Origin of the sequence: Paenibacillus sp. NRS-1781 (assembly GCF_050467745.1) — a bacterium.
Classification (GTDB): domain Bacteria; phylum Bacillota; class Bacilli; order Paenibacillales; family Paenibacillaceae; genus Paenibacillus; species Paenibacillus terrae_A.
Genome location: NZ_JBITPI010000022.1, coordinates 20,636 through 46,246, shown reverse-complemented (window position 1 = coordinate 46,246; position 25,611 = coordinate 20,636). Strand labels below are relative to the sequence as shown.

General features: G+C 48.4%; 23 protein-coding genes and 1 tRNA gene. 22 read left to right on the top strand and 2 right to left on the bottom strand.

Going from position 1 to position 25,611, the window contains the following annotated elements; all coding sequences use genetic code 11:
- Position 1: 1 nt before the first annotated feature.
- The 14 genes from hisH to ACIFO6_RS08365 all read left to right on the top strand — a co-directional run bounded on the left by hisH (position 2) and on the right by ACIFO6_RS08365 (position 13,708).
- Positions 2 to 631 (top strand): imidazole glycerol phosphate synthase subunit HisH, encoded by a 630-nt coding sequence (gene hisH / locus ACIFO6_RS08430; protein ID WP_430039937.1) that lies wholly within the window; start codon positions 2 to 4, stop codon positions 629 to 631.
- Between the two features lie 43 nt (positions 632 to 674).
- Entirely contained in the window at positions 675 to 1,406 is a 732-nt protein-coding gene (gene hisA, locus ACIFO6_RS08425) for a 1-(5-phosphoribosyl)-5-[(5-phosphoribosylamino)methylideneamino]imidazole-4-carboxamide isomerase (RefSeq protein WP_430039935.1), read from the top strand.
- 11 nt (positions 1,407 to 1,417) lie between these two features.
- Positions 1,418 to 2,176, top strand: coding sequence for an imidazole glycerol phosphate synthase subunit HisF (gene hisF / locus ACIFO6_RS08420; RefSeq protein WP_430039933.1), 759 nt, complete (start codon positions 1,418 to 1,420; stop codon positions 2,174 to 2,176).
- Positions 2,173 to 2,913 (top strand): bifunctional phosphoribosyl-AMP cyclohydrolase/phosphoribosyl-ATP diphosphatase HisIE, encoded by a 741-nt coding sequence (gene hisIE, locus ACIFO6_RS08415; RefSeq protein WP_430039931.1) that lies wholly within the window; start codon positions 2,173 to 2,175, stop codon positions 2,911 to 2,913. The genes hisF and hisIE overlap by 4 nt, the downstream gene beginning before the upstream one ends.
- 36 nt (positions 2,914 to 2,949) lie before the next feature.
- Positions 2,950 to 3,774, top strand: coding sequence for a histidinol-phosphatase HisJ (gene hisJ, locus ACIFO6_RS08410; protein WP_430039929.1), 825 nt, complete (start codon positions 2,950 to 2,952; stop codon positions 3,772 to 3,774).
- Positions 3,775 to 4,003: 229 nt separating this feature from the next.
- Positions 4,004 to 5,782: a tetratricopeptide repeat protein gene (locus tag ACIFO6_RS08405; RefSeq protein ID WP_430039927.1), complete on the top strand. Its 1,779-nt coding sequence runs from the start codon at positions 4,004 to 4,006 to the stop codon at positions 5,780 to 5,782.
- Positions 5,783 to 5,822: 40 nt separating this feature from the next.
- Positions 5,823 to 6,776 carry a thioredoxin-disulfide reductase gene (gene trxB, locus ACIFO6_RS08400; protein ID WP_430039925.1) on the top strand — a complete coding sequence of 318 codons (954 nt, stop codon included), beginning with the start codon at positions 5,823 to 5,825 and terminating at the stop codon, positions 6,774 to 6,776.
- A gap of 288 nt (positions 6,777 to 7,064) precedes the next feature.
- Positions 7,065 to 8,015, top strand: a complete 951-nt coding sequence (locus tag ACIFO6_RS08395; protein ID WP_430039923.1) for an ROK family glucokinase — start codon at positions 7,065 to 7,067, stop codon at positions 8,013 to 8,015.
- Between the two features lie 54 nt (positions 8,016 to 8,069).
- Positions 8,070 to 8,969, top strand: a complete 900-nt coding sequence (gene rapZ / locus ACIFO6_RS08390; protein WP_430039921.1) for an RNase adapter RapZ — start codon at positions 8,070 to 8,072, stop codon at positions 8,967 to 8,969.
- Between the two features lie 12 nt (positions 8,970 to 8,981).
- A complete protein-coding gene (locus ACIFO6_RS08385) occupies positions 8,982 to 9,968 on the top strand; it encodes a gluconeogenesis factor YvcK family protein (protein WP_430039919.1) in 987 nt (328 codons plus the stop codon).
- Between the two features lie 5 nt (positions 9,969 to 9,973).
- On the top strand, positions 9,974 to 10,918 hold the full coding sequence (gene whiA / locus ACIFO6_RS08380; protein ID WP_014279171.1) for a DNA-binding protein WhiA: 945 nt from the start codon (positions 9,974 to 9,976) through the stop codon (positions 10,916 to 10,918).
- Between the two features lie 135 nt (positions 10,919 to 11,053).
- The gene (locus ACIFO6_RS08375) at positions 11,054 to 11,323 is read left to right on the top strand and encodes an HPr family phosphocarrier protein (protein WP_430039917.1); all 270 of its coding nucleotides are present in this window, start codon (positions 11,054 to 11,056) and stop codon (positions 11,321 to 11,323) included.
- A 271-nt stretch (positions 11,324 to 11,594) separates the two neighbouring features.
- Positions 11,595 to 12,353, top strand: a complete 759-nt coding sequence (locus ACIFO6_RS08370) for an SIMPL domain-containing protein (RefSeq protein ID WP_430039957.1) — start codon at positions 11,595 to 11,597, stop codon at positions 12,351 to 12,353.
- A 242-nt stretch (positions 12,354 to 12,595) separates the two neighbouring features.
- Positions 12,596 to 13,708 carry a PdaC/SigV domain-containing protein gene (locus ACIFO6_RS08365; RefSeq protein ID WP_430039915.1) on the top strand — a complete coding sequence of 371 codons (1,113 nt, stop codon included), beginning with the start codon at positions 12,596 to 12,598 and terminating at the stop codon, positions 13,706 to 13,708.
- Between the two features lie 128 nt (positions 13,709 to 13,836).
- Here the strand turns inward: ACIFO6_RS08365 and clpP are convergent, their stop codons facing one another.
- Positions 13,837 to 14,433: an ATP-dependent Clp endopeptidase proteolytic subunit ClpP gene (gene clpP / locus ACIFO6_RS08360; RefSeq protein ID WP_430039913.1), complete on the bottom strand. Its 597-nt coding sequence runs from the start codon at positions 14,431 to 14,433 to the stop codon at positions 13,837 to 13,839.
- A gap of 209 nt (positions 14,434 to 14,642) precedes the next feature.
- Positions 14,643 to 14,717, bottom strand: a tRNA-Arg gene (locus tag ACIFO6_RS08355).
- A 237-nt stretch (positions 14,718 to 14,954) separates the two neighbouring features.
- On the opposite strand from ACIFO6_RS08355, the gene ACIFO6_RS08350 reads away from it, so the two are divergent.
- The 8 genes from ACIFO6_RS08350 (at position 14,955) to rnr (ending at position 25,489) form a co-directional block, all read left to right on the top strand.
- Positions 14,955 to 15,992, top strand: a complete 1,038-nt coding sequence (locus ACIFO6_RS08350; RefSeq protein WP_430039911.1) for a sugar-binding transcriptional regulator — start codon at positions 14,955 to 14,957, stop codon at positions 15,990 to 15,992.
- An 86-nt stretch (positions 15,993 to 16,078) separates the two neighbouring features.
- Positions 16,079 to 17,089 (top strand): type I glyceraldehyde-3-phosphate dehydrogenase, encoded by a 1,011-nt coding sequence (gap, locus tag ACIFO6_RS08345; protein WP_014279176.1) that lies wholly within the window; start codon positions 16,079 to 16,081, stop codon positions 17,087 to 17,089.
- 121 nt (positions 17,090 to 17,210) lie between these two features.
- Positions 17,211 to 18,392 carry a phosphoglycerate kinase gene (locus ACIFO6_RS08340; protein WP_430039909.1) on the top strand — a complete coding sequence of 394 codons (1,182 nt, stop codon included), beginning with the start codon at positions 17,211 to 17,213 and terminating at the stop codon, positions 18,390 to 18,392.
- A 59-nt stretch (positions 18,393 to 18,451) separates the two neighbouring features.
- Positions 18,452 to 19,204 carry a triose-phosphate isomerase gene (gene tpiA, locus ACIFO6_RS08335; RefSeq protein WP_430039907.1) on the top strand — a complete coding sequence of 251 codons (753 nt, stop codon included), beginning with the start codon at positions 18,452 to 18,454 and terminating at the stop codon, positions 19,202 to 19,204.
- Position 19,205: 1 nt separating this feature from the next.
- Positions 19,206 to 20,750: a 2,3-bisphosphoglycerate-independent phosphoglycerate mutase gene (gene gpmI / locus ACIFO6_RS08330; RefSeq protein WP_430039905.1), complete on the top strand. Its 1,545-nt coding sequence runs from the start codon at positions 19,206 to 19,208 to the stop codon at positions 20,748 to 20,750.
- A 63-nt stretch (positions 20,751 to 20,813) separates the two neighbouring features.
- Positions 20,814 to 22,100, top strand: coding sequence for a phosphopyruvate hydratase (eno, locus tag ACIFO6_RS08325; protein WP_134911632.1), 1,287 nt, complete (start codon positions 20,814 to 20,816; stop codon positions 22,098 to 22,100).
- Positions 22,101 to 22,440: 340 nt separating this feature from the next.
- Positions 22,441 to 22,674: a preprotein translocase subunit SecG gene (gene secG / locus ACIFO6_RS08320; RefSeq protein ID WP_043922593.1), complete on the top strand. Its 234-nt coding sequence runs from the start codon at positions 22,441 to 22,443 to the stop codon at positions 22,672 to 22,674.
- Between the two features lie 187 nt (positions 22,675 to 22,861).
- A complete protein-coding gene (gene rnr, locus ACIFO6_RS08315; protein ID WP_430039903.1) occupies positions 22,862 to 25,489 on the top strand; it encodes a ribonuclease R in 2,628 nt (875 codons plus the stop codon).
- Positions 25,490 to 25,611 lie beyond the last annotated feature (122 nt).

Genomic DNA, 25,611 nt, shown 5'->3' with positions numbered 1-25,611 from the left:
CATGTCCATTGCTATTGTGGATTACGGCAGAGGCAATCTGCATAGTGTGAGCAAGGCGGTTGAGCGTCTTGGCTATGAGGCTGTAGTCACAGGAGATGCGAAAGTGATTCGTTCCGCCAGCGGTGTGATTTTGCCGGGTGTAGGGGCGTTCGGAGACGCTATGGAGCATTTGCGTTCCAGTGGCTTGGATCGGGTCATTCAGGAGGTGGCGAGCGCTGGACAGCCGCTGCTTGGCGTTTGCCTGGGGATGCAGTTGTTGTTTGCTCGTGGCGAAGAATATGGCAGCCATGAGGGGCTGGATATTTTGCCGGGAGAGGTCGTGCGCTTTGCTCCTGATCTGGGTGTGAAGGTGCCTCATATGGGCTGGAACCGTCTGCGCATGACGCAGCCGGAACATCCGTTGGTGCAAGGCTTGGAGGAAGGGCATGTGTATTTTGTGCATTCTTATCATGCCAAGCCGGAGGTAGAAAGCGACTTGCTGGCGGTGACCGATTACGGCGGGCCGGTAACAGCTATCGTGGGCAGAGGCCATGTATACGGTATGCAGTTCCATCCAGAGAAGAGTGGGGAAATGGGAATGCGACTGCTTCGTCAGTTTTTGGAACTGGCGGAGGCGGAGAAGCGAGCGTAATTACACATAGGTATTTTTGAATAGCTCACAAGGGGGTCATACTTTGTTCACGATATATCCGGCGATTGATATTCGCGATGGCAAATGTGTACGGCTGGTGCAGGGTGATTATAACCAGGAGACGATATACAATGAAAATCCGGTAGAGGTGGCCCGCGAATGGGAACGCTTGGGCGGCTCCTACATTCATTTGGTCGATCTGGACGGCGCGAAAGCGGGTCAACCTGTGAACGATGAACTGATCGGACGCATCGCGTCTGCGGTACAAGTACCCGTACAGGTGGGCGGTGGTCTGCGTACGCGCGAGCATGTGGAGCGGCTGTTGTCACTAGGCGTGAGCCGCGTGATTTTGGGCACGGCGGCGATTGAGGACCGTGCTTTTACGGAAGTGGTGTTAGGCACCTACGGTGACCGGATCGCAATCGGTCTGGATGCGCGAAATGGCTATGTAGCGACACGAGGGTGGCTCGAAACCTCGGAGGTGCGAGCGGATGAACTGGCGGCTGAGTTGGCCTCCAAGGGTGCGGAAACGTTTATTTTCACAGACATTTCCCGCGACGGAATGATGCAGGGTCCGAATGTAGAGGCAATCGTGGCACTTGCGAAAAGCAGTGGACGCACCGTAATTGCTTCCGGTGGTGTCAGCAAGATGGATGATCTGATTACGTTAAGTGCCTATGCGCAAAAAGGTGTAGGCGGCGCTATTGTGGGTAAGGCATTGTATACAGGCAGCATTGATTTACAGGTCGCCGTACAAGCTGTAGCAAAGGCATAGGGGGAGTAGGCATGCTGGCTAAACGGATTATTCCCTGCCTGGACGTAAAGGATGGCAGGGTGGTTAAGGGTGTCAATTTTGTGAACTTACGCGATGCAGGCGATCCGGTAGAGCTGGCGGCGCTTTATGACCGGGAAGGCGCGGACGAAATCGTATTTCTGGATATTTCTGCTTCGGTTGAAGGTCGCGCCACTATGGAAGAGGTGGTTCGTCAGACAGCGGGGGAAATTGCCATTCCCTTCACCGTGGGCGGCGGGATATCGCATGTCGATGATATGAAGCGCATCCTGCGTGCAGGGGCGGATAAAATCGGCATTAATACGGCGGCTGTTCGTAACCCTCAGCTGATTGCGGAGGGTGCGCGCAGCTTTGGCTCACAATGCATCGTGGTTGCGATTGATGCCAAGTACAATGAGGCTTGGGGCGAGTGGGAAGTATATACGCACGGAGGGCGCACGCCATCGGGCATTCGGGCCTTGACCTGGGCCAAGGAGGCTGAACGGCTGGGGGCAGGCGAAATTCTGTTGACCAGCATGAATGCGGACGGAACCAAGGATGGTTTTGACCTGCCGCTGACCTCTGCGGTGTCGGATGCCGTGGGTATTCCGGTCATTGCTTCCGGTGGAGCGGGCAAGCAGGAGCATTTTTATGACGTGTTTACGGCGGGTAAAGCGGACGCTGGCTTAGCGGCAACCATTTTTCACTATAAAGAAATAGGAATTCCCGAGCTAAAACGGGATTTGAAGCGCAGAGGAGTGGAGATACGATGAGCAACGAATTGAACCAGCAGCTATCTCTGGAACAGGTATTGGATAATATTCGCTGGAGTGAAGCGGGACTTGTCTCAGCGATTGTGCAGGATGATGCCACGCTTCAAGTATTGACGCTGGCCTATATGAATCGAGAATCGCTGAAGCTTTCTCTGGAATCGGGAGAGACGTGGTTTTGGTCCCGTTCCAGACAGGAGCTGTGGCACAAGGGGGCAACCTCGGGGAATACGCAAAAAATCACCTCCATTCAGTTGGATTGTGACGGTGACGCTCTGCTTGTTCGTGTAATTCCCAATGGCCCTGCCTGCCATACCGGAGCGACGAGCTGCTTTTTTCGTGATATTTCCGCGCCAGGAACGGCTGTAGCTCCTGCTTCGGAAAATGCGGGGGGCCAAGCGTCGGTGGCGACTCAAACGGGCACGACTCATGCTGCAACAAACCGCTTTGAGGTGCTTGCCCAACTGGAAGCAATCATTAAGGAGCGGGAAGTGACACGTCCTGAAGGGGCCTATACGACCTACCTTTTTGACAAAGGCGTGGATAAGATTCTGAAAAAGGTTGGCGAAGAAGCATCCGAGACGATCATTGCCGCCAAGAATAAGGATAATGAGGAGCTTCGTCTGGAGGTCAGCGATCTGATCTATCACTTGCTGGTACTGTTACAGGAGCGCAAACTACCGCTGGATGATGTGCTGACTGAGTTGAACCGCCGTCATGAGCGTCCCCGTCGTGATTAAAATGGGTGCTGTAGCGCTGAAAGAGGGGAGTGCCACATGAAAATTGACTATCATACGCATCATGCCCGCTGTGGTCATGCGATAGGAAATCTGGAAGAGTATGTGCAGCAGGGTATTCGGTTGGGGTTGGATCAGCTCGGCTTGTCCGATCACATGCCGCTATTGCATGTTAACCCGGCCGACTATTACCCGGAGATGGCGATGCCTATGGAAGAGCTGCCCCGATATGTGGAAGAATGTCTGGAATTAAAGGAACGCTATAAGGGACAGATTGACATTCGTGTCGGCTTGGAAGGCGACTACATCGAGGGCTGGGAACAGGAAATCGAAGACATCATCACTGCATATCCGTGGGATTATGTGATTGGCTCCGTACATTTTCTCGGGGAGTGGGATGTAACAGATTTCCGTCAGGTGCACCATTGGGAAGGCAAAAATGTGCTGGAGGTGTACCGGACTTATTACGATGCGGTTTCCAAAGCGGCAGCGACCGGGTTGTATGACATCATGGGCCATCTGGATGTCATTAAGCGTTTCGGCCACTATCCGAAGCCGGAGGAAGCGGAGGAGCTGCGTGAGTTGGAGCGCTCTACACTCTCGGCCGTTGCCCGCAGCGGGCGGGCGATGGAGCTGAATGCATCGGGGCTATCCAAGCCCTGTGCAGAGATGTTCCCGAGCCGCCGCATGCTGGAGGAGGCATTGGCGCTAGGCATCCCGCTGACGATAGGGTCGGATGCTCATGATCCGGCGAAGCTGTCCGAGCATTTGGAGAAGGCGCGCGCGCTTCTGCATGAGGTCGGATATCGGGAGCTTGCCGTATTCCGGCAGCGTGAGCGCTCCACGGTGCCGTTGACGCTTTGATGTCTAGTTCTGCCTAATATATAGCCTTGTGACCAGCCGAACGTTGCCTTTTACACATGAAGGCGCGTGCGGCTATTTGGCTTTTTCACTCATTTTCCAGCGGCTGGGCCAGAGTTTGGTTCCGTTTTTTGGGATGAGGTATACCCTACTGTCAAGTCGTTTTGAAGTTGTGGTATACTGAAGGGTATGAACATGACAGTTACAGTTAAAGGAGGTGCCTTGGTTATTTATGAAAGGGAAACATCTGCGAGCTTCGGGACCTAGCCCTAAGATTATTGTTTTGCGTTTCGACGCATCTTTCTTTTTTGAGAAAGCTGTGCGCTCGCTTGATCGCAATCATTATGACAAGGCATTGAAATATTTTCGCAAAGCCGTTGAATATGAACCGGATAATCCGGTGAATCATTGCAATATGGCGGGTATATTATCAGAGATGGGGGATTATGCAGGCTCGAATGAGATCCTGTCCTCTGTTCTGAGCGACGTAGACCCGTCGATGACAGAGTGTTACTTCTATATGGCTAATAATTACGCCAATATGGAGCAGTTTGAAGAAGCGGAGAAAGCCTTGGTCACGTATTTGGAGGAGGACGAGGAAGGACAGTTTCTCGATGAAGCCGAGGAAATGATGGAGCTGCTCTATTATGAGCTGGACCGTCCAACCAAGCTGAACCGTATTAAGGCCCGGCAGGGAGTGGTCGAGCATGATCAGGCCCGTGTATTGCTGGAGGAAGGAAAGTTTGCGCAGGCAGCCCAATTGCTTAAGCAAATTTCTGAGGACCAGCCGGACATGTTCGCTGCGCGGAACAATCTGGCGCTGGCGTATTACTATATGGGACTGTTTCAAAATGCGAAGACTACCATTCTTCGGGTGCTGGAGGATGAACCGGGTAACTTGCATGCGCTGTGCAATCTGGCGATCTTTTATCAGCATGAGGGAGGCGGTCCGGAATTGGATCGCCTGATCCAAACGTTAACGGTAACCATACCATTTCAGGAGGAGCAGGTATTTAAGCTAGCTACTACAATGGGGATTCTCGGACGTCATGAGGAGGCCTACAGACATTTTCGCAGGTTGCTTCAAGGTGACGGAGAGAATAATGATGATGCCTCCCTGTACCATTATACGGCGGTGGCTGCCAGCAATACGGGGAGATATGCGGAAGCCCGGCGGTTGTGGGGTCATTTGCAAAAGCAGGATGCTTCCTCGGAAGTTCCGCGGTTTTTCCTGTCCCGGCTGGGGGAGCTCCAGCAGGAGGGTACACCGCTGCAAGTTCTCAGCTACCATTACCATCTCCCCTTTGAAGAACAATTCCGCATGTGGGAGAAGTTTGGAGCTGATCAGGTGCCTGACAGTATGAAGCGGGATCCGCTAATCCGGTCTTCCTTCTTCTGGGCGTTACGCCACGGCGATCGAGCGACCCAGCTTCAAGTCATTCAGGCGCTAAGCCTGATCGGTGACGATGAGGTGAGGCAGGCATTGGAATTCTTCGTAGAAGACCCGGATCAGGAAGGCGAGTTGAAACGTCGTGCCTTGCAAGTATTGCAAGAGCTGACGGAGCCGTCAGTTAAGGACATACAGGAGACAAATCAGGAAACGGAGCGACTTCTGCGACCAGAGTCAGAGAAGGTTCACCACGTATCCGAAGATGAGGTGTCTGCCCATTCAACTGTCCATCCGGAATGGCAGGCAGTGCTGGATAAGGTACTTGCCGTGATGAGCAAGTCTGATCCGGTCATGCAGCGCGATTTGAGGTCACTTTGGCTGGAATATCTGGATCGGCTTGCCCCGGAAGTCCCAATTGTTCAGCATACTGAGGGATGGGCAGCGGCGCTGGAATACTTGACAGCCAAAATGAATCATCATTCGGTGACCTATCAGGAAGTAGCTGACCGTTATGGTATTTCCGTATCGACCGTAAGCCGCTATGCACGCCAGATTGACAGCGTGTGTGGTATCAAGCAGAAGATGAAACAGCCGCTCTCCACGTTTAAAAAGCAGGTCTGAGACCTGCTACAAACACCACTTAAAAGGAGGCAACAAACGTATGTATAAATCCATAATTATTGGTACAGGTCCTGCAGGCTACACAGCAGCTATTTATTTGGCGCGCGCAAACATGAATCCACTGATCATTGAGGGAATGCAGCCCGGCGGGCAGCTTACCACAACGACTGAAATTGAAAATTTCCCGGGTTTTGAGCAAGGTATCCTCGGACCTGAGTTGATGGATAACATGCGCAAGCAGGCCGAACGCTTTGGCGCTGAATTTACTTCTGGCTGGGTAGAGGAAGTGGATTTCAGCAAGCGCCCTTTTAAAGTGAAGGTAGAGGGGAGAGGCATCATTGAGGCGGAGTCGGTGATTATTGCTACAGGAGCGTCCGCCAGATATCTTGGTATTCCGGGTGAGCAGGACAACGTGGGACGCGGAGTCAGCACTTGCGCGACCTGCGACGGCTTCTTTTTCCGTGGGAAAAAAATCATCGTAGTGGGTGGCGGCGATTCAGCCATGGAGGAAGCAAGCTTCCTGACCCGGTTTGCTTCCAGCGTAACCTTGGTTCACCGTCGCGATGAGCTGCGGGCGTCTAAAATTATGCAGGATCGCGCACGGGAAAATGAAAAAGTACAATGGGCGTTAAACCGGACTCCTGTGGAGGTCGTAACGGGAGAGACGGGATTAAAGGGCTTGAAGGTACACAATAATGTGACGAATCAGGATGAGCTGCTGGAGGCAGATGGTGTGTTCGTGGCAATCGGACATACGCCTAATACGGGCTTCCTGAATGGTCAAATCAGTACAGACGATCATGGCTATATTCAAGTGAAGCCAGGAACGACAGAAACGAACATTCCCGGGGTGTTTGCCTGTGGGGACGTGCAGGATAACCGTTACCGTCAAGCCATTACGGCTGCGGGAACAGGCTGCATGGCGGCTATGGATTGCGAGAAATATCTCGAAGGCAACGCTGTTCATGACTGGAGCGAAACACTGGATCAATAAAGAAAGCTACAGGATACAATTTGGCTAAGGTGAGGGCGATGGTTAGGCCCTGTTAAGCCGTGCCTTAGATTCAGGAAGAGAAAGCCTGCTGCATCTGCACAGGCTTTCTCCTTTTTATGGATAATGGGACCTGAAGTTCTGCTAATCCTATGCTTTCCAACAGGGAAGTGTCCTTGACCGTAACGGGGGCTTCAATTATAGTTGGAACGTAGGTAACTATTATAAGTCAGGATTTTAATCATATATTTCATACACAGTTTTTAAGTAAACATAAAGGTGGCTTGGAACATGTCTGAAAGTATCTATGTGGGTGTCGATTTGGGCGGTACAGCAATCAAGGTGGGCATTTGTAATGAAGACGGACAGCTTTTGCACACATACGAAGGACCAACGGAAACAGCTAAGGGCGTAGACGTTGTGATCAGCAATATCGAAAAATATGTGCGGCACATTGTTGAGCAATCTCCCTATGAATGGGATCAACTGAAGGGTGTCGGAGCGGGCGTTGCCGGTTTTACGAATGTTCGCGAAGGCATTATAGTCCTCGCTCCCAATATTGGCTTTCGTGACGTACCGATTCGTGCACTGTTGGAGGAACGGATCGGCAAGCCTGTAAAAATAGATAACGATGCTAACGTCGCTGCACTTGGTGAAGCTTGGGCTGGGGCGGGCAAAGGCATAGAAAACTGCGTATGCTATACCCTCGGTACGGGTGTAGGTGGTGGTATTATTATTAATGGTAAAATATATCAGGGCTTCTCAGGTATGGCCGGAGAAATTGGCCACATTAGCGTCGTACCGGATTTGGAGGCCATTCAGTGCGGCTGCGGCAAAATGGGCTGTCTGGAAACCGTATCTTCCGCAACGGGAATTATCCGAATGGCACATGACGCTGTAGAACGTGGAGATCGAACTTCCCTGGCGTTGGTAGATCAAATCGCAGCCAAGGAAGTATTTGATGCAGCCAAGGCCGGGGATGAGGTTGCATTGCGTATTGTGAAGCGGGCTGCCTTTTATTTGGGTAAATCTATGGCAGCGGTTGCCGCCGTGCTAAACCCGGAGCTGTTTATTGTAGGCGGTGGTGTTTCCAAAGCAGGTGATTTCTTGTTCGAGGAGATGCGTCTGGTATATGCCAAATTGACACCTGAGCCACTCCAGCAAGCGGTATCTATTGTTCCGGCAGCGCTTGGCAATGACGCAGGTATCGTAGGAGCAGCGGGTTTGCTGCTACGATACTGATCCATAGGTTACTGACATAGAGTGTGTTGAAGCAAAAAGGAGAGGGAAGTCCATATGACAGACAACCTAAAAAACGCTGCGCCGTGGGCAACACTCATTATTATTACGGGAATGTCAGGCGCAGGGAAGACCATTGCAGTGCAAAGCTTGGAAGATTTGGGTTTCTTCTGCGTTGATAATTTACCGCCTGTGCTGATTCCCAAGTTTGCTGAACTAATTGAGCAGTCCAACGGTAAGATAGGCAAAGTGGCGTTGGTGATTGACTTGCGTGGACGAGAATTTTTTACGGCTTTATCGGAATCATTGAACTATATTAAGGATCATTTTACGATTCATTGTGAGATTTTGTTCCTGAATGCCAATGACGGTGTTCTCGTACAGCGATACAAGGAAAGCCGTCGCCGCCACCCGCTTGCTCCGGATGGTATGCCTTTGGACGGAATACGGCTGGAGCGCAAAATGTTGGAAGAGCTGAAAAGCTCAGCAACACAAGTCATTGATACAAGTGTGATGAAGCCTGCAACCTTAAAGGCGCGGATTATTTCCCGATTTTCTCATCTGGAGAGCAGCATGCTTTCCGTAAACATTACCTCGTTCGGTTTCAAATATGGTATTCCCATTGATGCTGATCTTATATTCGACGTGCGTTTCCTGCCCAATCCTCACTATGTGGACCAATTGCGGCCACACACCGGACAGGATAGCGATGTATATGATTATGTTATGAAATGGCCTGAGACTCAGGCATTTTTGACCAAGCTGCTGGATATGTTACATTTTTTGATTCCGCAATACCGCAAAGAAGGCAAGAGCCAGGTCATTATTGGTATCGGCTGTACCGGTGGTAAGCATCGTTCTGTCGCGATATCTGAATATTTAGGAAAAATGCTGGGTGCCAGTGAAACAGAATCCGTTTCTGTTTCACATCGGGATGCTGAACGTGACCGGCATTAATGAGGTGAAAATATGAGCGAGACCGGATCACAACGGGAGCGCCCTCGTATTGTTGTTATGGGTGGCGGAACCGGCTTGTCCGTCATGCTGCGGGGGTTGAAACAAAAGCCACTGGATATTACGGCTATTGTTACAGTCGCTGACGATGGCGGAAGCTCCGGGATATTGCGCAGTGAGCTGCAAATGCCCCCTCCGGGGGATATTAGAAATGTACTGACTGCACTGGCTGATGTAGAGCCGGTGATGTCCGATATGCTGAAATACCGCTTCGGCGCAGGATCAGGCTTGGCAGGCCATAGTCTGGGCAACCTGATTTTAGCGGCGATGACCGATATATCGGGAGATTTTGTGACGGCGGTGCGTGAGCTTAGCCGTGTATTTGCTGTACGGGGGCGTGTGCTGCCGGCGGCTGAAGAAGGCGTTGTGCTGAGTGCCGAAATGGAGGATGGCACGGTGGTTACCGGTGAATCCAAAATTCCGGAAGCGGGCGGCAGAATCAAACGTGTTTTTCTTGAACCGACTCACGTGGAGCCGTTGCCTGAGGCTGTAGAGGCCATTAATGAAGCCGATGCGATCCTGATTGGTCCTGGCAGTCTGTACACCAGCATTTTGCCCAACCTGCTCGTACCGAAGCTTGCAGAGGCTGTAGTGAAATCTGACGCCATCAAAATATTCGTCTGCAACGTTATGACTCAGCCGGGCGAAACGGATGGATATACCGTGGGAGACCACTTGCAGGCTATTTATGAACATGTAGGGCATCAATTGTTTGATTATGTAATCGTCAATAATGGAGAAATTCCGCCTCAAGTACAGGAAATGTATGCCGAGCAGGGAGCCAAGCCAGTTCAAGTAGATATGGGAGAGCTGACTGACCGGGGCTATAAAGTGGTTGCAGATACGCTTGTTCTGTTCCGCACCTATTTACGGCACGATGCCGACAAACTGAGCCAGCACATTTACCAATTGGTACAAAACTGGATATTAAGAAGGAGGTGAGTCCCTTGTCCTTTGCGGCACAAACAAAAAAAGAGCTTACGATGATCGAGAGCCAGCCCTGCTGTGAAAAAGCAGAATTATCTGCACTCATACGTATGCTCGGGTCCGTCCAGCTGTCCAATAAAAGGGTGATATTGGATGTATCCACAGAAAATGCCGCGATTGCAAGGCGGATTTACTCCTTGATCAAAAAGCATTTTCAAGTTCATATCGAGCTGCTTGTACGGAAAAAAATGCGTCTGAAAAAAAATAACGTGTACATTGTCCGCATTCCAAGCGGTGTACAAGAGCTGTTGAAGGATCTTTACATTGTATCAGAAGGGTTCTTGTTCACGGACGGGATTAATCGGGATATCATTCGGAAAAACTGTTGTAAGCGGGCTTATTTGCGTGGCGCTTTTATGGCAGGTGGGTCTGTGAACAATCCAGAGGGATCGTCTTATCATCTGGAGATTTCCTCGATGTATGAGGAGCATTGCCAGGCACTGGTCGATCTGGCGAATGAGTTTCATCTGAATGCCCGCTGCATTGAGCGAAAAAAAGGCTTTATTCTCTACATCAAGGAAGGCGAAAAGATCATTGAGCTACTCAGCATCATTGGGGCGCATCAGGCTTTGTTCAAATTTGAGGATGTCCGCATTATGCGTGATATGCGCAATTCCGTAAACCGGATTGTTAATTGCGAAACGGCTAATCTGAACAAGACGATTGGAGCTGCTGTCCGGCAAATTGAGAATATAAAGTTGCTGGAGAGGGAAGTCGGTCTGGATACGCTGCCAGATAAGCTGCGTGAAGTGGCGGAAATACGTCTGGCTCATCCTGACTTAAATTTGAAAGAAGTCGGGGAAATGCTCAAAGGGGTCGTGAGTAAATCGGGTGTCAACCATCGGCTTCGTAAAATTGACGAGATGGCTGACAAAATCAGGGGAGAAAACGGCCTGATTCCTTAAAAGGAGTGTCTGTGGGGCTTCAGCCCCGGATTTTTTAGTTTTTTTTCTAGTGTCTGTCCCGGGTTAATGTTATAATGTGATAAATAAAATGGAGTAAGTAGTGTCCAGATTTATTTGATGAGGGGGAAAGCTGACATGTCAAAACATCCAGTAGTTGTACGCTTGAAAACAGGACTGCACGCCAGACCTGCTGCGTTGTTCGTACAGGAAGCAAATAAATATTCATCTGAGATTTTTGTGGAAAAAGAAGACAAAAAGGTTAATGCCAAGAGTATTATGGGTATTATGAGCCTTGCCATCAGTACAGGAACTGAAATTAACATTAGTGCTGAAGGTGCGGACGCCGAGCAGGCTGTAAACGCTTTAGTAAATCTGGTTAGTAAAGTAGAGCTGGAAAATCAATAAACAAACATTTGCTTTGTGATATGGTAAATGCTCTTAGTGAAAAGCCCCTTTGGGGGCTTTTTTTGTACCCGAAAAAACAGAGTGGGCAATCCCCTGTTGGGCTGCTACAATGTGGTCTCTTTGAATATCGGCGCTGTGTTTAGCCCAAGATAAAAGAAATTTACATTCTGTGATGGTACTCTGTTTCGAAAATGTGGTGCCTAACTGCAACCTTTTCCCTTAGTTTCCGTCTGGAAGGTACACACATCATCAAGAAAAGAGGGCGAATATGATGAAGCATTGGACAAAAGCTGCAAATACAGCAGTTCTGGCAGGAGCATTATTGGCAGGAGTAGTAGCGGGAGGATTATGGACAGGAACAGATCGTGCCTATGCCGCGTCAACATCTACGACGGTAAGCAGTGTAATTAATGTGAGTGGCAGCGGGGAAGTATTGGTTAAACCCGATATTGCCTATTTATCCATCGGCGTACAATCTGAAGGAAATACAGCAGCCGCTGCCCAAAAAGCCAACGCCGTTAAAATAAGTAAGGTCACACAATTACTGAAAGAAAAGTGGAACATCAGTGCAGACGACATTCAGACGAGCCAGTTCTACGTGCAGCCTAACTATACCTATGACGAAAAACAGGGACAGAAGCTCAAAGGCTACATTGCCAACCATACGCTTTCCGTCAAGTACCGTAATTTGGATAAAATCGGTCAGTTACTGGATGAGGCTACACTGTCTGGAGCGAACAACGTGGATAATGTACGTTTTTCGGTAGAAAATTCCTCAGCTTATGAAGAAGAAGCGATTGCCAAGGCGTTGGGGAATGCTCAATCCAAAGCCAGTGCTGTAGCCAAGGCAACCAAACGTGGGCTTGGAAATCTCTTGAATGTAACGGTAGAGGGGGGAGATGCCCAAATCTTCACACAACGTGAGGCTGCTATGAGTAAGGCACTCATGGATACAAGTGGTGGAACAGAGATACAGTCTGGTCAAGTGACTGTGAAAGTCCAAGTGTCGGCACAATACGAATTGAACTAACGTACAGATGATAACGAAGCCACAAGCGCCCTGCTTTTTATTTGCAGGATGGCTTGCTGGCTTTTTTTATATGCCGAAACTATTTTGTCATGAGTCTGTAACGGCTGGCGCCTACTAGATGTACAGATTGAAATCGGGGAGTGTACAGATTGTAAACTACGAACATAGGGGTATAGATATAATAAGTAAAGTAATCAACACACTTAGGTTACACACATCTATAACAGGAGGAATATTTTAATATGAATAAGTATACGAAAAAATGGGGCTCTGCACTGCTAGCAGCGGGAATTTTAGCAGGAGTCGCAGTTGTTCCCGTTTCCTATATCGAGGCTGCTTCATCCAAACAACAGGCTACAGCACAGCCACCAGGTGTTTCTATCCAATGGAATGGTAAAACGTTGGCCACCAATGGAATTCAGGTGAACGGAAGCACATTGATTCCCGTAGCAGCGCTGCGCGACAGCCTAGGAATTCCGGTAAGCTATGATACCAAAACAGCGACATATACTGTAGGCAGCGGTTACAATATTCTTTACATCATGTCCCCTTCCTCCGATGGTTCCTATGTCAATGTCAATGGAATAAGCACACGCAACATGAGCGCCAAACAGATCGCCGGGAAGCTGTACATTCCTATGAGTCTGCTGAAAGACTATCTGGGTATTGATGCTCAGTGGAATGCAGCTCAGAAAACAGTGGTGTTAAGCAAAAGCCAGCTGAATCCGATCACGATTATGTCCCAATCTCTTCCGGCTTCGAGTGACTCTAAGGTGAACTACAAGGTCAACTATCCGCAAATCAGTAATAGCCAGTTGAATGCCGAAGCTCAGCAGGCGATTAACGGTGTGCTTAAAAAACATGCGGAAGAAATGCTGGCGGCAGGCAAAAAGCAAGTGGCTGAGGGAGGCGCTACAGCGCAAAGGCCGTATGAGTTTGGCAATGATTTTGCAATTGCCTATAACAAGGGTGGTATTTTAAGTGTAATTATGCAGGATTATTCGTATACAGGTGGTGCGCATGGCATGGCCGCCCGTAAAGGGTATACGTTCTCGCTGTCCGATGGCAAACAGCTTCAATTGCCTGACGTGCTGAAAGCTAGCCCAAATTATAAAAAGTTCCTCAATAGTGACCTGAAGAAAAAAATGGATGCACTTCAGGCTGACGCAGGAGGTTTCGGCGGATTTAAGGAGCTTGCAGCTAATCCGAATTTTTATGTAACCAATAGTGGGTTGACGCTTGTTTTTGATCTATACGAATATACACCATATGCGTATGGTATTCCTGAGTTCACCTACACGTTTAGCCAACTGTTACCTCAAGGTGGTAAGCCTTTCGTGAAACAGAATCCATAGTACAAATGGATAATAGTTGGAATATCTGTACACAAAAGAATAGTAAACGAAAAAAGCTGCCTATCGGATGCGAACATCCAGGGCAGCTTTTTTCGTTACTAGCTATTCAGAGGCCATAAGTCGTTCTCTTACACACCTTCTGGAGAGGAGCTAGTAAGCACTTTATCAATAATACCGTATTCCTTGGCATCATCAGCGGACATGAAATAATCACGGTCTGTGTCTTTTTCAATGCGCTCCAGTGGTTGGCCTGTGCGATCTGCGAGAATGCGGTTCAATTTGTCACGCATTTTCAGAATGCGGCGGGCGCGGATTTCGATATCCGTTGCCTGACCTTGTGCACCACCCAATGGTTGGTGAATCATGATTTCACTGTTTGGCAAAGCAAAACGTTTGCCCTTGGCACCGGCGTTCAACAAGAAAGCACCCATGGAAGCCGCCATACCTACACAAATCGTAGACACGTCAGGTTTAATGTATTGCATTGTATCGAATATGGCCATACCGGCTGTAATGGAACCGCCAGGGCTGTTAACATACAAGTGAATGTCTTTTTCAGGATCTTCGGCAGCCAAAAACAGCATTTGCGCAATAATAGAGTTGGCTACAGCGTCATTGACGTCCGAGCCCAACAAAATAATGCGATCCTTCAACAGTCTGGAATAAATGTCATAGGCGCGTTCGCCGCGGTTACTTTGTTCTACTACCATAGGAACATAGCTCACGTCAAAAAACCTCCCTTTAATATCGTTAATGGATTTGGTGGACATGCCGATTACACGTCCCTATTTATAAACTGTTACCGTATTAACCACATGATAAACAATTTCAAACAAAAAGTCAAAGAAAGTCAAACTATTAGTCAAAAAAAAGAGCCCTCTGCGCTCTTATTGGTTAAAACAGTATATAGAAGCATTTAAACATTCATATAAAATGGCGCGCCCGCGAGGAATCGAACCTCGATCTCAGGCTCCGGAGGCCTACGTCATATCCGTTGGACCACGGGCGCACAGCTAATTGGAAACAAAGATGATTATATGATATACGGCATTGAATTGCAAGCTTTTATTACGTGCGCATATTCACATAAAAAGTTGAGAAATATAGGTTCAGATAGACTTGCATGTGGAGCAAATATTGGGTAAGATATACGTGGGACTTAAAAAGTTAACCCGGGACGTTTTAAGACCAGTTAGTGATATAGCATTTAAGGGAAAGAACTTAGAAGTGTGCGGGAGTGGAAAGCATGCGAAAGATATTAGAAATACAGAAGCAGCTTCTGCCCGACCTCATGGATATTTTGAAAAAAAGGTACACAATCCTGCATCAGATTATGCTGTCCGATGTTATTGGACGCAGAACGCTGGCGGCTTCACTGAACATGACCGAGCGCGTGTTGCGCGCCGAAACCGATCTTCTTAAAGCCCAAGGGCTGATTGAGATTGAGAGTGTGGGCATGAAGGTGAGCAAAGCAGGACTGGATCTGCTGGAACAGCTGGAGCCGATTGCGAACAACTTGTTCGGTCTGTCCCAATTGGAGGATCAGATTCGTCTAGCCTATGGCTTGAGGAAGGTGGTTGTCGTTCCAGGGGATTCGGATGCTTCTCCTTTAACGAAGCAGGAGCTGGGCCGTGCTGGGGCAAAAGCGCTGCTGAGTGTTATGGACGACGAGGATGTGGTCGCCGTAACAGGTGGCACGACGATTGCCGACGTGGCGGACCAACTGACACTACCTGCTAATGGCCCACTTAAGGGCGGATGGTTCGTACCAGCACGTGGGGGTTTGGGAGAAAGCATGGAAATGCAGGCGAACACAATTGCTTCCACCATGGCTCGTAAGGTTGGCTCACAATACCGTCTGCTCCATGTACCGGATTTGCTCAGCAATCATGCTTACAACTCCCTGCTTGAAGATACGAATATTCAGGATATTTTAAGCCTGATTCGCGAGAGTCGGATCATCATTCACGGGATAGGCAACGCTATAGCAATGGCACGTAGACGCAAGCTCGACCCTGAAACCTTTGCCCAGATTAGCAGTGAGGGCGCGGTTGCCGAATCGTTTGGCTATTATTTTAACGAAGACGGCGTCGTTGTTCACAGAATGCTGACGCTTGGACTCCGTTTGGAGGATATCAGGCGTACCGAGACGGTTCTAGGCGTAGCTGGAGGTAAGAGCAAGGCGGCTGCTATTCATGCAGTGCTGCGTTTCGGGCAGGAAGATATTCTTGTCACCGACGAAGGCGCTGCTGCTGAAATTGTAAGCTATTATTTGAATGGTTGAACGGATTTATGAATTGTGTTGTCTTGACGGGCTTTCGGGTCTGTCTTGAATATATAAACTAAACGAACTTTGGGAGGAACTCACTCATGACAGTTAAAGTTGGTATTAACGGTTTCGGACGTATTGGACGCCTTGCTTTCCGCCGGATTCAAAACGTGGAAGGTATTGAAGTAGTAGCAATCAATGATTTGACAGATTCCAAAATGCTGGCACATCTGTTGAAATATGATACAACACAAGGTACTTTCCAAGGAGAAGTAGAAGTACACGATGGCTTCTTCAAAGTTAACGGTAAAGAAGTTAAGGTTTTGGCTAACCGCAACCCTGAAGAACTGCCTTGGGGAGACCTGGGTGTAGATATCGTTCTGGAATGTACAGGTTTCTTCACAACTAAAGAAGCTGCTGAGAAACATTTGAAAGGCGGCGCTAAAAAAGTTGTCATCTCCGCTCCAGCTACTGGCGACATGAAAACTGTCGTTTACAACGTAAACCATGAAATTCTGGACGGTACTGAAACTGTAATCTCCGGTGCTTCTTGCACAACAAACTGCTTGGCTCCTATGGCTAAAACTTTGCAAGACAAATTTGGTATCGTTGAAGGCCTGATGACTACAATTCATGCTTACACTGGCGACCAAAACACGTTGGATGCTCCACATGCTAAAGGCGACTTCCGTCGTGCTCGCGCTGCAGCTGAAAACATCATTCCTAACACAACTGGTGCTGCTAAAGCCATCGGTCTGGTAATTCCTGAACTGAAAGGTAAACTGGATGGCGCGGCTCAACGTGTACCAGTAGCAACTGGCTCCCTGACTGAGCTGGTAACTGTTCTGGAGAAAAACGTAACTGTTGAAGAAATCAACGCTGCGATGAAAGAAGCTTCCGATCCTGAAACTTACGGCTACACTGAAGACGAGATCGTTTCTTCCGACATCAAAGGTATCACTTTCGGTTCTTTGTTTGATGCAACTCAAACTAAAGTCCTGACTGTTGGCGACAAACAACTGGTGAAAACTGTAGCTTGGTATGACAATGAAATGTCCTACACTGCACAATTGATCCGTACGTTGGAATACTTCGCTAAATTGGCTAAATAAGAACAGTCTTATCGCGCAACATCATAGAGCGGAAACAGGTTATTGTTTCCGCTCTTTATATATCAAAATGTGCCTTAAATTCCTGTTTCGTAAAATTAAAAGGGTGCGGAGGAATATGGAGATGAACAAAAAGAGCGTACGTGATATAGAACTGAATGGAAAACGGGTGTTTGTTCGTGTAGATTTTAACGTTCCGGTTGAGGACGGTAAAATTACGGATGACAAGCGTATTCGTGAAACCTTGCCAACGATTAACTACCTGATTGAAAAAGGTGCAAAAGTTATTTTGGCGAGTCACTTTGGACGTCCAAAAGGTCAGGTTGTTGAATCTATGCGTCTGACTCCTGCTGGCGTGCGTTTGTCTGAACTGCTCAAAAAGCCTGTTGTTAAAGTGGATGATGCAGTTGGTGAGGCTGTTAAAGCGAAAGTGGCTGAACTGCAAAACGGCGATGTGCTGTTGCTTGAAAATGTACGTTTCTATCCAGGAGAAGAGAAAAATGATCCTGAACTGGCAAAGCAATTTGCTGAGCTGGCTGACATTTTCGTGAATGATGCATTTGGTGCAGCGCACCGTGCTCATGCTTCTACAGAAGGTATCGCGCATCTTCTTCCGGCTGTTTCCGGCTTGCTGATGGAGAAAGAATTGTCTGTAATCGGTAAAGCTCTTTCAAACCCGGATCGTCCTTTTACAGCCATTATCGGCGGCTCCAAAGTAAAAGACAAAATCGACGTGATTGACAACCTGCTGAACATTGCAGATAACGTAATCATTGGCGGCGGTTTGGCTTATACATTTTTTAAAGCTCAAGGTCATGAAGTGGGCCAATCCCTACTGGATGAATCCAAACTGGATGTAGCACTTGGATTTATCGAAAAAGCGAAGAAGCTCGGCAAAAACTTCTACCTTCCGGTAGATATCGTTATTTCTGACGATTTCAGCGCTACAGCGAACACGAACATTGTGGACATCGATGGTATTCCTGCAGATTGGGAAGGCGTGGATATCGGACCGGAAACACGTAAAATCTATGCAGATGTTATCAAAAACTCCAAATTGGTTGTTTGGAATGGACCAATGGGTGTATTTGAAATGGAGCCTTTTGCTGGCGGTACGCGTGAAGTAGCGGAAGCTTGTGCAACAACAGAAGCATACACCATCATTGGTGGCGGTGATTCTGCGGCTGCGGCCGAGAAATTCCACTTGGCTGACAAAATGGATCATATCTCTACTGGCGGCGGCGCATCCTTGGAATTTATGGAAGGCAAAGCACTTCCGGGTGTTGTTGCACTCAACGATAAGTAATCAAACGTACTGCGTATAATAAATGCTTTAGGGCACCTAATAGTTAGGAGTTGAAACCATTGAGAACACCGATTATCGCGGGTAACTGGAAGATGTTTAAAACCGTACCAGAAGCTAAAACTTTCATCGAAGAGATCAAAGGCAAAGCAGAGGTTGCAGGGGTGGAAAGCGTGATTTGCGCACCATTTACGAATCTTCCTGCTCTGGTTGAAGCAGTAAAAGGTACATCTATCAAAATCGGCGCACAAAACCTGCACTTTGCAGAAGACGGCGCATTTACAGGTGAAATCAGCGGCGGGATGCTGAAAGATCTGGGCGTAGATTACGTTGTGATCGGACACTCCGAGCGTCGTGAATATTTTAACGAAACAGACGAAACGGTGAACAAAAAGGTTCATGCGGCATTCCGCCACGACCTGACTCCGATCGTATGTGTAGGCGAAAAGCTGGAAGACCGTGAAGCCGGTCAAACCAAAGAGGTTGTAAAAGTGCAAACTGTAGCGGCTTTTGCTGGTTTGGCTAAAGATCAGGCTGCACAAGTGGTTGTTGCTTATGAGCCAATTTGGGCAATTGGAACAGGTAAATCCTCCACTTCGCAGGATGCGAATGAAGTTATTTCCTATATCCGTAGTTTGTTGAAAGAACTGTACGATGAAAATACTGCAAATGCTGTACGGATTCAGTATGGTGGCAGCGTGAAACCTGAAAATGTGGCTGAATATCTGGGCCAAAGCGACATCGACGGCGCACTTGTAGGTGGCGCTAGTCTTCAACCAGCGTCTTACATCGCGCTTGTTGAGGGGGCGAAGTAAGATGACAGTACCAAAACCGGTAGCCTTAATTATTATGGATGGATTCGGACTGCGCGAAACTGTGGAAGGCAATGCGGTTGCACAGGCGAACAAGCCGAACTACGACCAATACTTAAGACAATACCCTCATTCAACGCTTACAGCGTCTGGTGAAGCGGTAGGTCTGCCGGAAGGGCAAATGGGTAACTCCGAAGTCGGTCATCTGAACATCGGCGCAGGCCGGATTGTATATCAGAGTTTGACCCGCATTTCGAAGTCCATTCGCGAAGGCGAGTTCTTCCAGAATGAAACTTTACTTAAAGCAGTACAGCATGCCAAAAAGAACAACACGAAGCTTCATCTGTACGGACTTTTGTCTGATGGTGGTGTGCATAGCCATATTAGCCATCTGTTTGCTATGCTGGATCTGGCGAAAAAAGAAGGTTTAACAGAAGTATACATTCATGCATTTATGGATGGACGCGATGTTATGTCTGACAGCGGCGTGGACTTCATGCAGCAGCTGATCGCCAAAATTCAGGAAGTGGGTATTGGTAAAATCGCGACTGTACAAGGACGCTATTATGCCATGGACCGCGACAAACGTTGGGAGCGTGTAGAGAAATCTTACCGTGCAATCGTGTACGGCGAAGGTCCTCAATATACAGATCCAATGGAAGCGTTGAAAGAATCGTATGAAAAATCGGTGTTCGATGAATTTGTGGAGCCGACGGTTATTGTGAAGGCTGACGGAAGCCCTGTAGGGCTGGTCGAAAGCAATGACTCAGTAATCTTCCTAAATTTCCGTCCTGACCGTGCGATTCAATTGTCTCAGGTATTTACGAACAAGGATTTCCGTGGCTTTGATCGCGGGCCGAAATTACCTAAAGATTTGCACTTTGTTTGCCTGACATTGTTCAGTGAAACGGTTGAAGGCTTCGTAGCCTACGAACCGAAAAACCTGGATAACACATTCGGCGAAGTTTTGGTGCAGAACAACAAAAAGCAATTGCGTATTGCCGAGACCGAAAAATATCCGCACGTTACCTTCTTTTTCAGTGGTGGTCGTGATGTAGAACTGCCTGGCGAAACTCGTGTTTTGATTAACTCGCCTAAAGTGGCTACATATGATTTGCAGCCTGAAATGAGCGCTTACGAGGTTGCGGATGCTGCTGTTAAGGAAATCGAAGCCGATAAGCATGATGCGATTATCCTGAACTTTGCCAATCCGGATATGGTTGGACACTCCGGCATGTTGGAGCCAACGATCAAGGCGGTAGAGACGACGGATGAATGTGTTGGACGTGTTGTAGATGCGGTTAAAGCCAAAGGTGGCACTGTTATCATCATTGCCGACCATGGTAACGCGGATATGGAAGTTGACGAGCAGGGACGCCCGTTCACAGCTCACACGACCAATCCGGTTCCGTTCATATTGACTGACGAAAATATCGTTTTGCGTGAGCATGGAATACTGGCTGACGTAGCTCCGACGCTTCTGGATTTGATGCAGCTTCCGCAGCCTGCGGAAATGACAGGAAAATCTATGATTGCATCCCGCAAGTAAGCTTGATTTAATAAGTATAGGCTTGACCAATAAATCATGATCGACAAAGGAGATTAAGTACAAATGACTATTATTTCTGACGTGTACGCTCGCGAAGTCCTCGATTCTCGTGGTAACCCAACTGTTGAAGTGGAAGTATATCTGGAATCCGGTGCTATCGGTAGTGCCATCGTTCCTTCCGGTGCCTCTACTGGCGCTCACGAAGCTGTAGAGCTTCGCGATAACGACAAGTCCCGTTACCTGGGTAAAGGCGTTCTGCAAGCTGTTAAAAACGTAAACGAAATCATCGCTCCTGAAGTGATCGGCCTGGATGCTGTAAACCAAGTGGAAATTGACACATTGATGATCAAACTTGACGGAACACACAACAAAGGTAAACTGGGTGCAAACGCGATTCTGGCTGTATCCATGGCTGTAGCTCGCGCTGCTGCTGAAGCTCTGGGTCTGCCATTGTACACTTACCTGGGCGGATTCAATGCTAAACAATTGCCAGTACCAATGATGAACATCGTTAACGGTGGCGCACATGCCGACAACAACGTTGACGTACAAGAGTTCATGGTTCTGCCTGTAGGAGCTCCTACTTTCAAAGAAGCTCTGCGTGTTGGTGCAGAAATCTTCCACAACCTGAAATCCGTACTGAACTCTAAAGGTTTGAACACAGCTGTTGGCGATGAAGGCGGTTTTGCTCCTAACTTCAAATCCAACGAAGAAGCTCTGTCCACTATTATCGAAGCGATCGAAAAAGCTGGTTACAAACCAGGCGTTGACGTATTCCTCGGTATGGACGTTGCTTCCACTGAGTTCTACAAAGATGGAAAATACACACTGGAAGGCGAAGGGAAATCCTTCACTTCTGCTGAATTCGTTGACCTGCTTGCTTCTTGGGTTGATAAATATCCAATCATCACCATCGAAGATGGTTGCTCCGAAGATGACTGGGAAGGTTGGAAATTGCTCACTGAAAAACTGGGCAACAAAATCCAATTGGTTGGTGACGACCTGTTCGTAACTAACACAGAGCGTCTGGGTAAAGGTATCGAAGAAAACATCGGTAACTCCATCCTGATCAAAGTAAACCAAATCGGTACGCTAACTGAAACATTCGACGCTATCGAGTTGGCTAAACGTGCAGGATACACAGCTGTAATCTCTCACCGTTCCGGTGAATCCGAAGACAGCACAATTGCTGATATCGCTGTTGCAACAAATGCAGGCCAAATTAAAACAGGTGCGCCTTCCCGTACTGACCGTATCGCGAAGTACAACCAATTGCTCCGCATTGAGGACCAACTGGGTGAACTGGCTCAATACCACGGCCTGAAATCTTTCTACAACCTGAAAAAATAATATTACACCAAAATGCTGACGGTGGTCAGGCGGCTGTGATTCAAGAACACGGAGTCTGAGTGCTCGAAGCCTTTTACGTAATTACAAAACAGATCTGTTCGCTAACGTGAGCAGGTCTGTTTTTTTGTTTTTTCTTATGTGATGTCAGTTATACTCTTTTGCAAGACTTAATGAAGTGGCTCGGTATAGCTGGTTGTTATCTACTGGAAGCTGTGGTAGAATAAAAATAGTGTTTTGCGTTAATTTCCGGCTATTCATAACATGATATGATCATGTTTTCATAAAAGAGGCTGTGTTGTTTTGCAAAACGGATGTATTAGCTCAGGAGGTGGGATTTTTCATGGAAATCTTTTTGAAAGTGCTGCTCGTTGTGTTCTCTATTGCTGTTATTGCGGTTGTTTTACTGCAAAAGGGGAAAAGTGCAGGTTTGTCCGGTGCCATCTCTGGCGGTGCTGAGCATCTGTTCGGCAAGACAAAAGCTCGCGGTATGGATTTGATTTTACAGCGCGTGACTGCTGTTTTGGGTGCGGGCTTTATGATCGTTTCCGTTTTGGTTGCATTTTTTGCAAAATAAGCTAAATAATAACCTTAAGCCTTCGTTTCACGGGAAACGGGGGCTTTTTTGGATTTTAGACAGGCAGGGATGCCGTCGATTAAATTCGTGTATACTAGGGTATGAGTATATGAAGAGCCTTGTATCAGGAACAAGGAACATGCGGATTATTACTGAAAATTAAAGGTCACCCGAGGTGGACGATATTATGATAACAGAGCAACAATTACTTGATTTTATGCGCGAGACCGCATACAAACCTATGACTTACCAGGAGCTTGAGCAGCATTTTGAAATTAAGGACGCGGCGGATTTTCGCGAATTTCTTAAGCTTTTGAACGCGCTGGAGGAAGACGGAAAAATTCTGCTGACTCGGACGAACCGCTATGGTGTGCCGGAACGGATGGATTTGCAACGCGGACGTTTGCAGGCTCATGCCAAGGGATTTGCTTTTCTGATCCCGGAAGACCGGGAGCACCCGGATGTGTACATTCATGCTAATGACTTGAAGAGTGCAATGAATGGAGACACGGTACTGGTAAGAGTAACGTCGAAGGGACCTTCGGGTGGCCGTTTGGAAGGCGAAGTCGTGCGGATCGTGAAGCGCGCAGTGCTACAGGTGGTAGGCGTGTTCCAGAGCCACGAAGCATACGGTTTTGTTTTGCCGGATGATAAGCGCATTAACCGGGATATTTTCATTCCAAAAGCCAGCTCCAACGGAGCCGTGAACGGTCAAAAAGTCGTTGTGCGCATTGTGAGCTATCCGGAAGGACGAGCTGCGGCGGAAGGCGAAGTGTTGGAGGTGCTGGGTCACAAGGATGATCCGGGCGTCGATATTTTGTCGGTCATTCGCAAGCATCAACTCCCTGAAGCTTTTCCCGATGAAGTGACAGAGGAAGCGGAAAAGGCCCCCGATGCGATTACCGAAGAGGAAATTGTACGTCAAAGGCGGCGCGATCTGCGCGATAAAACGATTGTTACGATTGATGGCGAGGATGCCAAGGATCTGGATGATGCGGTTAATGTAGAGCGTCTGCCGAACGGCAACTACCGTCTGGGCGTTCATATTGCCGACGTAGGATATTATGTGCGTGAGAGCTCCAAGCTGGATCAGGAGGCGTATAACCGCGGCTGTAGCGTGTACTTGGTGGACCGTGTTATTCCTATGCTTCCGCATCGGCTTTCGAACGGGATTTGTTCTTTGAATCCACAGGTGGATCGGCTGACTTTGTCCTGCGAGATGGAATTCAATGAGCATATGAAGGTTGTAAAACATGATGTCTTCACCAGTGTCATTAAAACGAAGGAACGAATGACATACACCAACGTTCGCAAAATCCTCGAAGAGGAAGATGCTGAACTGATGGAACGGTATAAGGAGCTGGTGGAAGACTTCCGTACGATGAAGGAACTGGCTTTGAAACTGCGAGCTAACCGGATGCGCCGGGGTGCGGTTGATTTTGATTTTGATGAAGCAAAAGTGATTGTGAATGATGAAGGCAAGGCTGTGGATATCGTTAAAAGAGAGCGCACCATTGCCGAGCAGATCATTGAAGAGTTCATGCTGGCAGCCAATGAGACGGTAGCCGAGCATTTTCACTGGCTCAAAGTGCCGTTCCTGTATCGGATTCATGAGGACCCGGACCCAGAAAAGTTGCAAAACTTTATGGCTTTTGCTGCCAATTTTGGACACCAGATCAAAGGTCGGGGGAATTCTATTCACCCGCGTGCGCTACAAACGTTGCTGGAAGACATTCAGGGCACGAAGGAGCAGACGGTGCTTAGCACCATGATGCTACGTTCGATGAAGCAGGCAAAGTACGATGCGGAGTCGACAGGACATTTTGGACTGGCTGCGGAGTATTATTCTCATTTTACATCGCCGATTCGTCGTTATCCTGACTTGGTGATTCATCGTGTCATTCGTGAGGTATTGGAGAATGGCGGGGCTTTAACGGCCGAGCGTCAGGAGTATTTGACTGCACGGATGCCAGATATTGCGCAGCAATCTTCCGAGCGGGAACGTGTGGCTGTGGATGCAGAGCGTGATACGGAGCAAATGAAAAAGGCTGAATACATGCTGGACAAGGTCGGCGAAGAATTCGAGGGGATCATCAGCAGCGTAACCAGCTTTGGTATGTTCATTGAGCTGGACAATACGGTGGAAGGCCTGACACGTCTGAGTGCGCTTACGGACGATTATTATCATTTTGACGAGCAGCATATGGCGTTGCTCGGTGAACGTACCTCCAAGGTGTTCCGCATCGGAGATGAGGTTAAGGTTCGCGTAGCGCGCGTGAATATGGAAGATTACACGATTGATTTTGAACTCGTCGATATGAAGCAGCAGCAACGCCGTGAACGCACGGGTGGTTCAAAGACAGGCGCTGGCTTTGCGCGTGGCGGTGAGGGCCGAGGTAAAGGAAAGCCCCATGAGGGGCGCGACCGTAAGAGCGGCAAGGACAAGGCTGGCAGAGAGCGTAAAGGCGGTCGTGATGCCGCTGTGAAGCCCAAAGAAGCTGGTTCAGGCGTAGGCGGCGGAGGTATTAGTACCGCGGGCCGTACGGGCCGTAGCGGCGGAAACGGAGCAGGAGCGGGCTCAGCCAGCGGTTTCGGTTTTGGCAGCGGCAAGGGCGGTTACAACTCGCCAGCATCAAGTGCGGGTAAACGTAAGAAGAAGACGTCAGCCAGCGGTATTTTTATCGGTGGAGCAGCTACACCAGGCAGTGATGCCAGCCCAAGCGGTGACGGCGCTGCACGTCGTAAGCGGAAGAGCAAAGGCAGTGGTGGTGGCGGTAATAGCACCGCTGGGTTTGTCCGGAAAAAGAAGAAGTAAGTGGCGGTAGCTTGCTTGTTAGATAGATGAATCTCTGGAATCAGTGTATTAAGCTGGTCTTTGGCTTAGATTACGGCGGTTTCTGTCTGATGTTTTGGACGGAGGCCGCTTCGTTTTAAAGA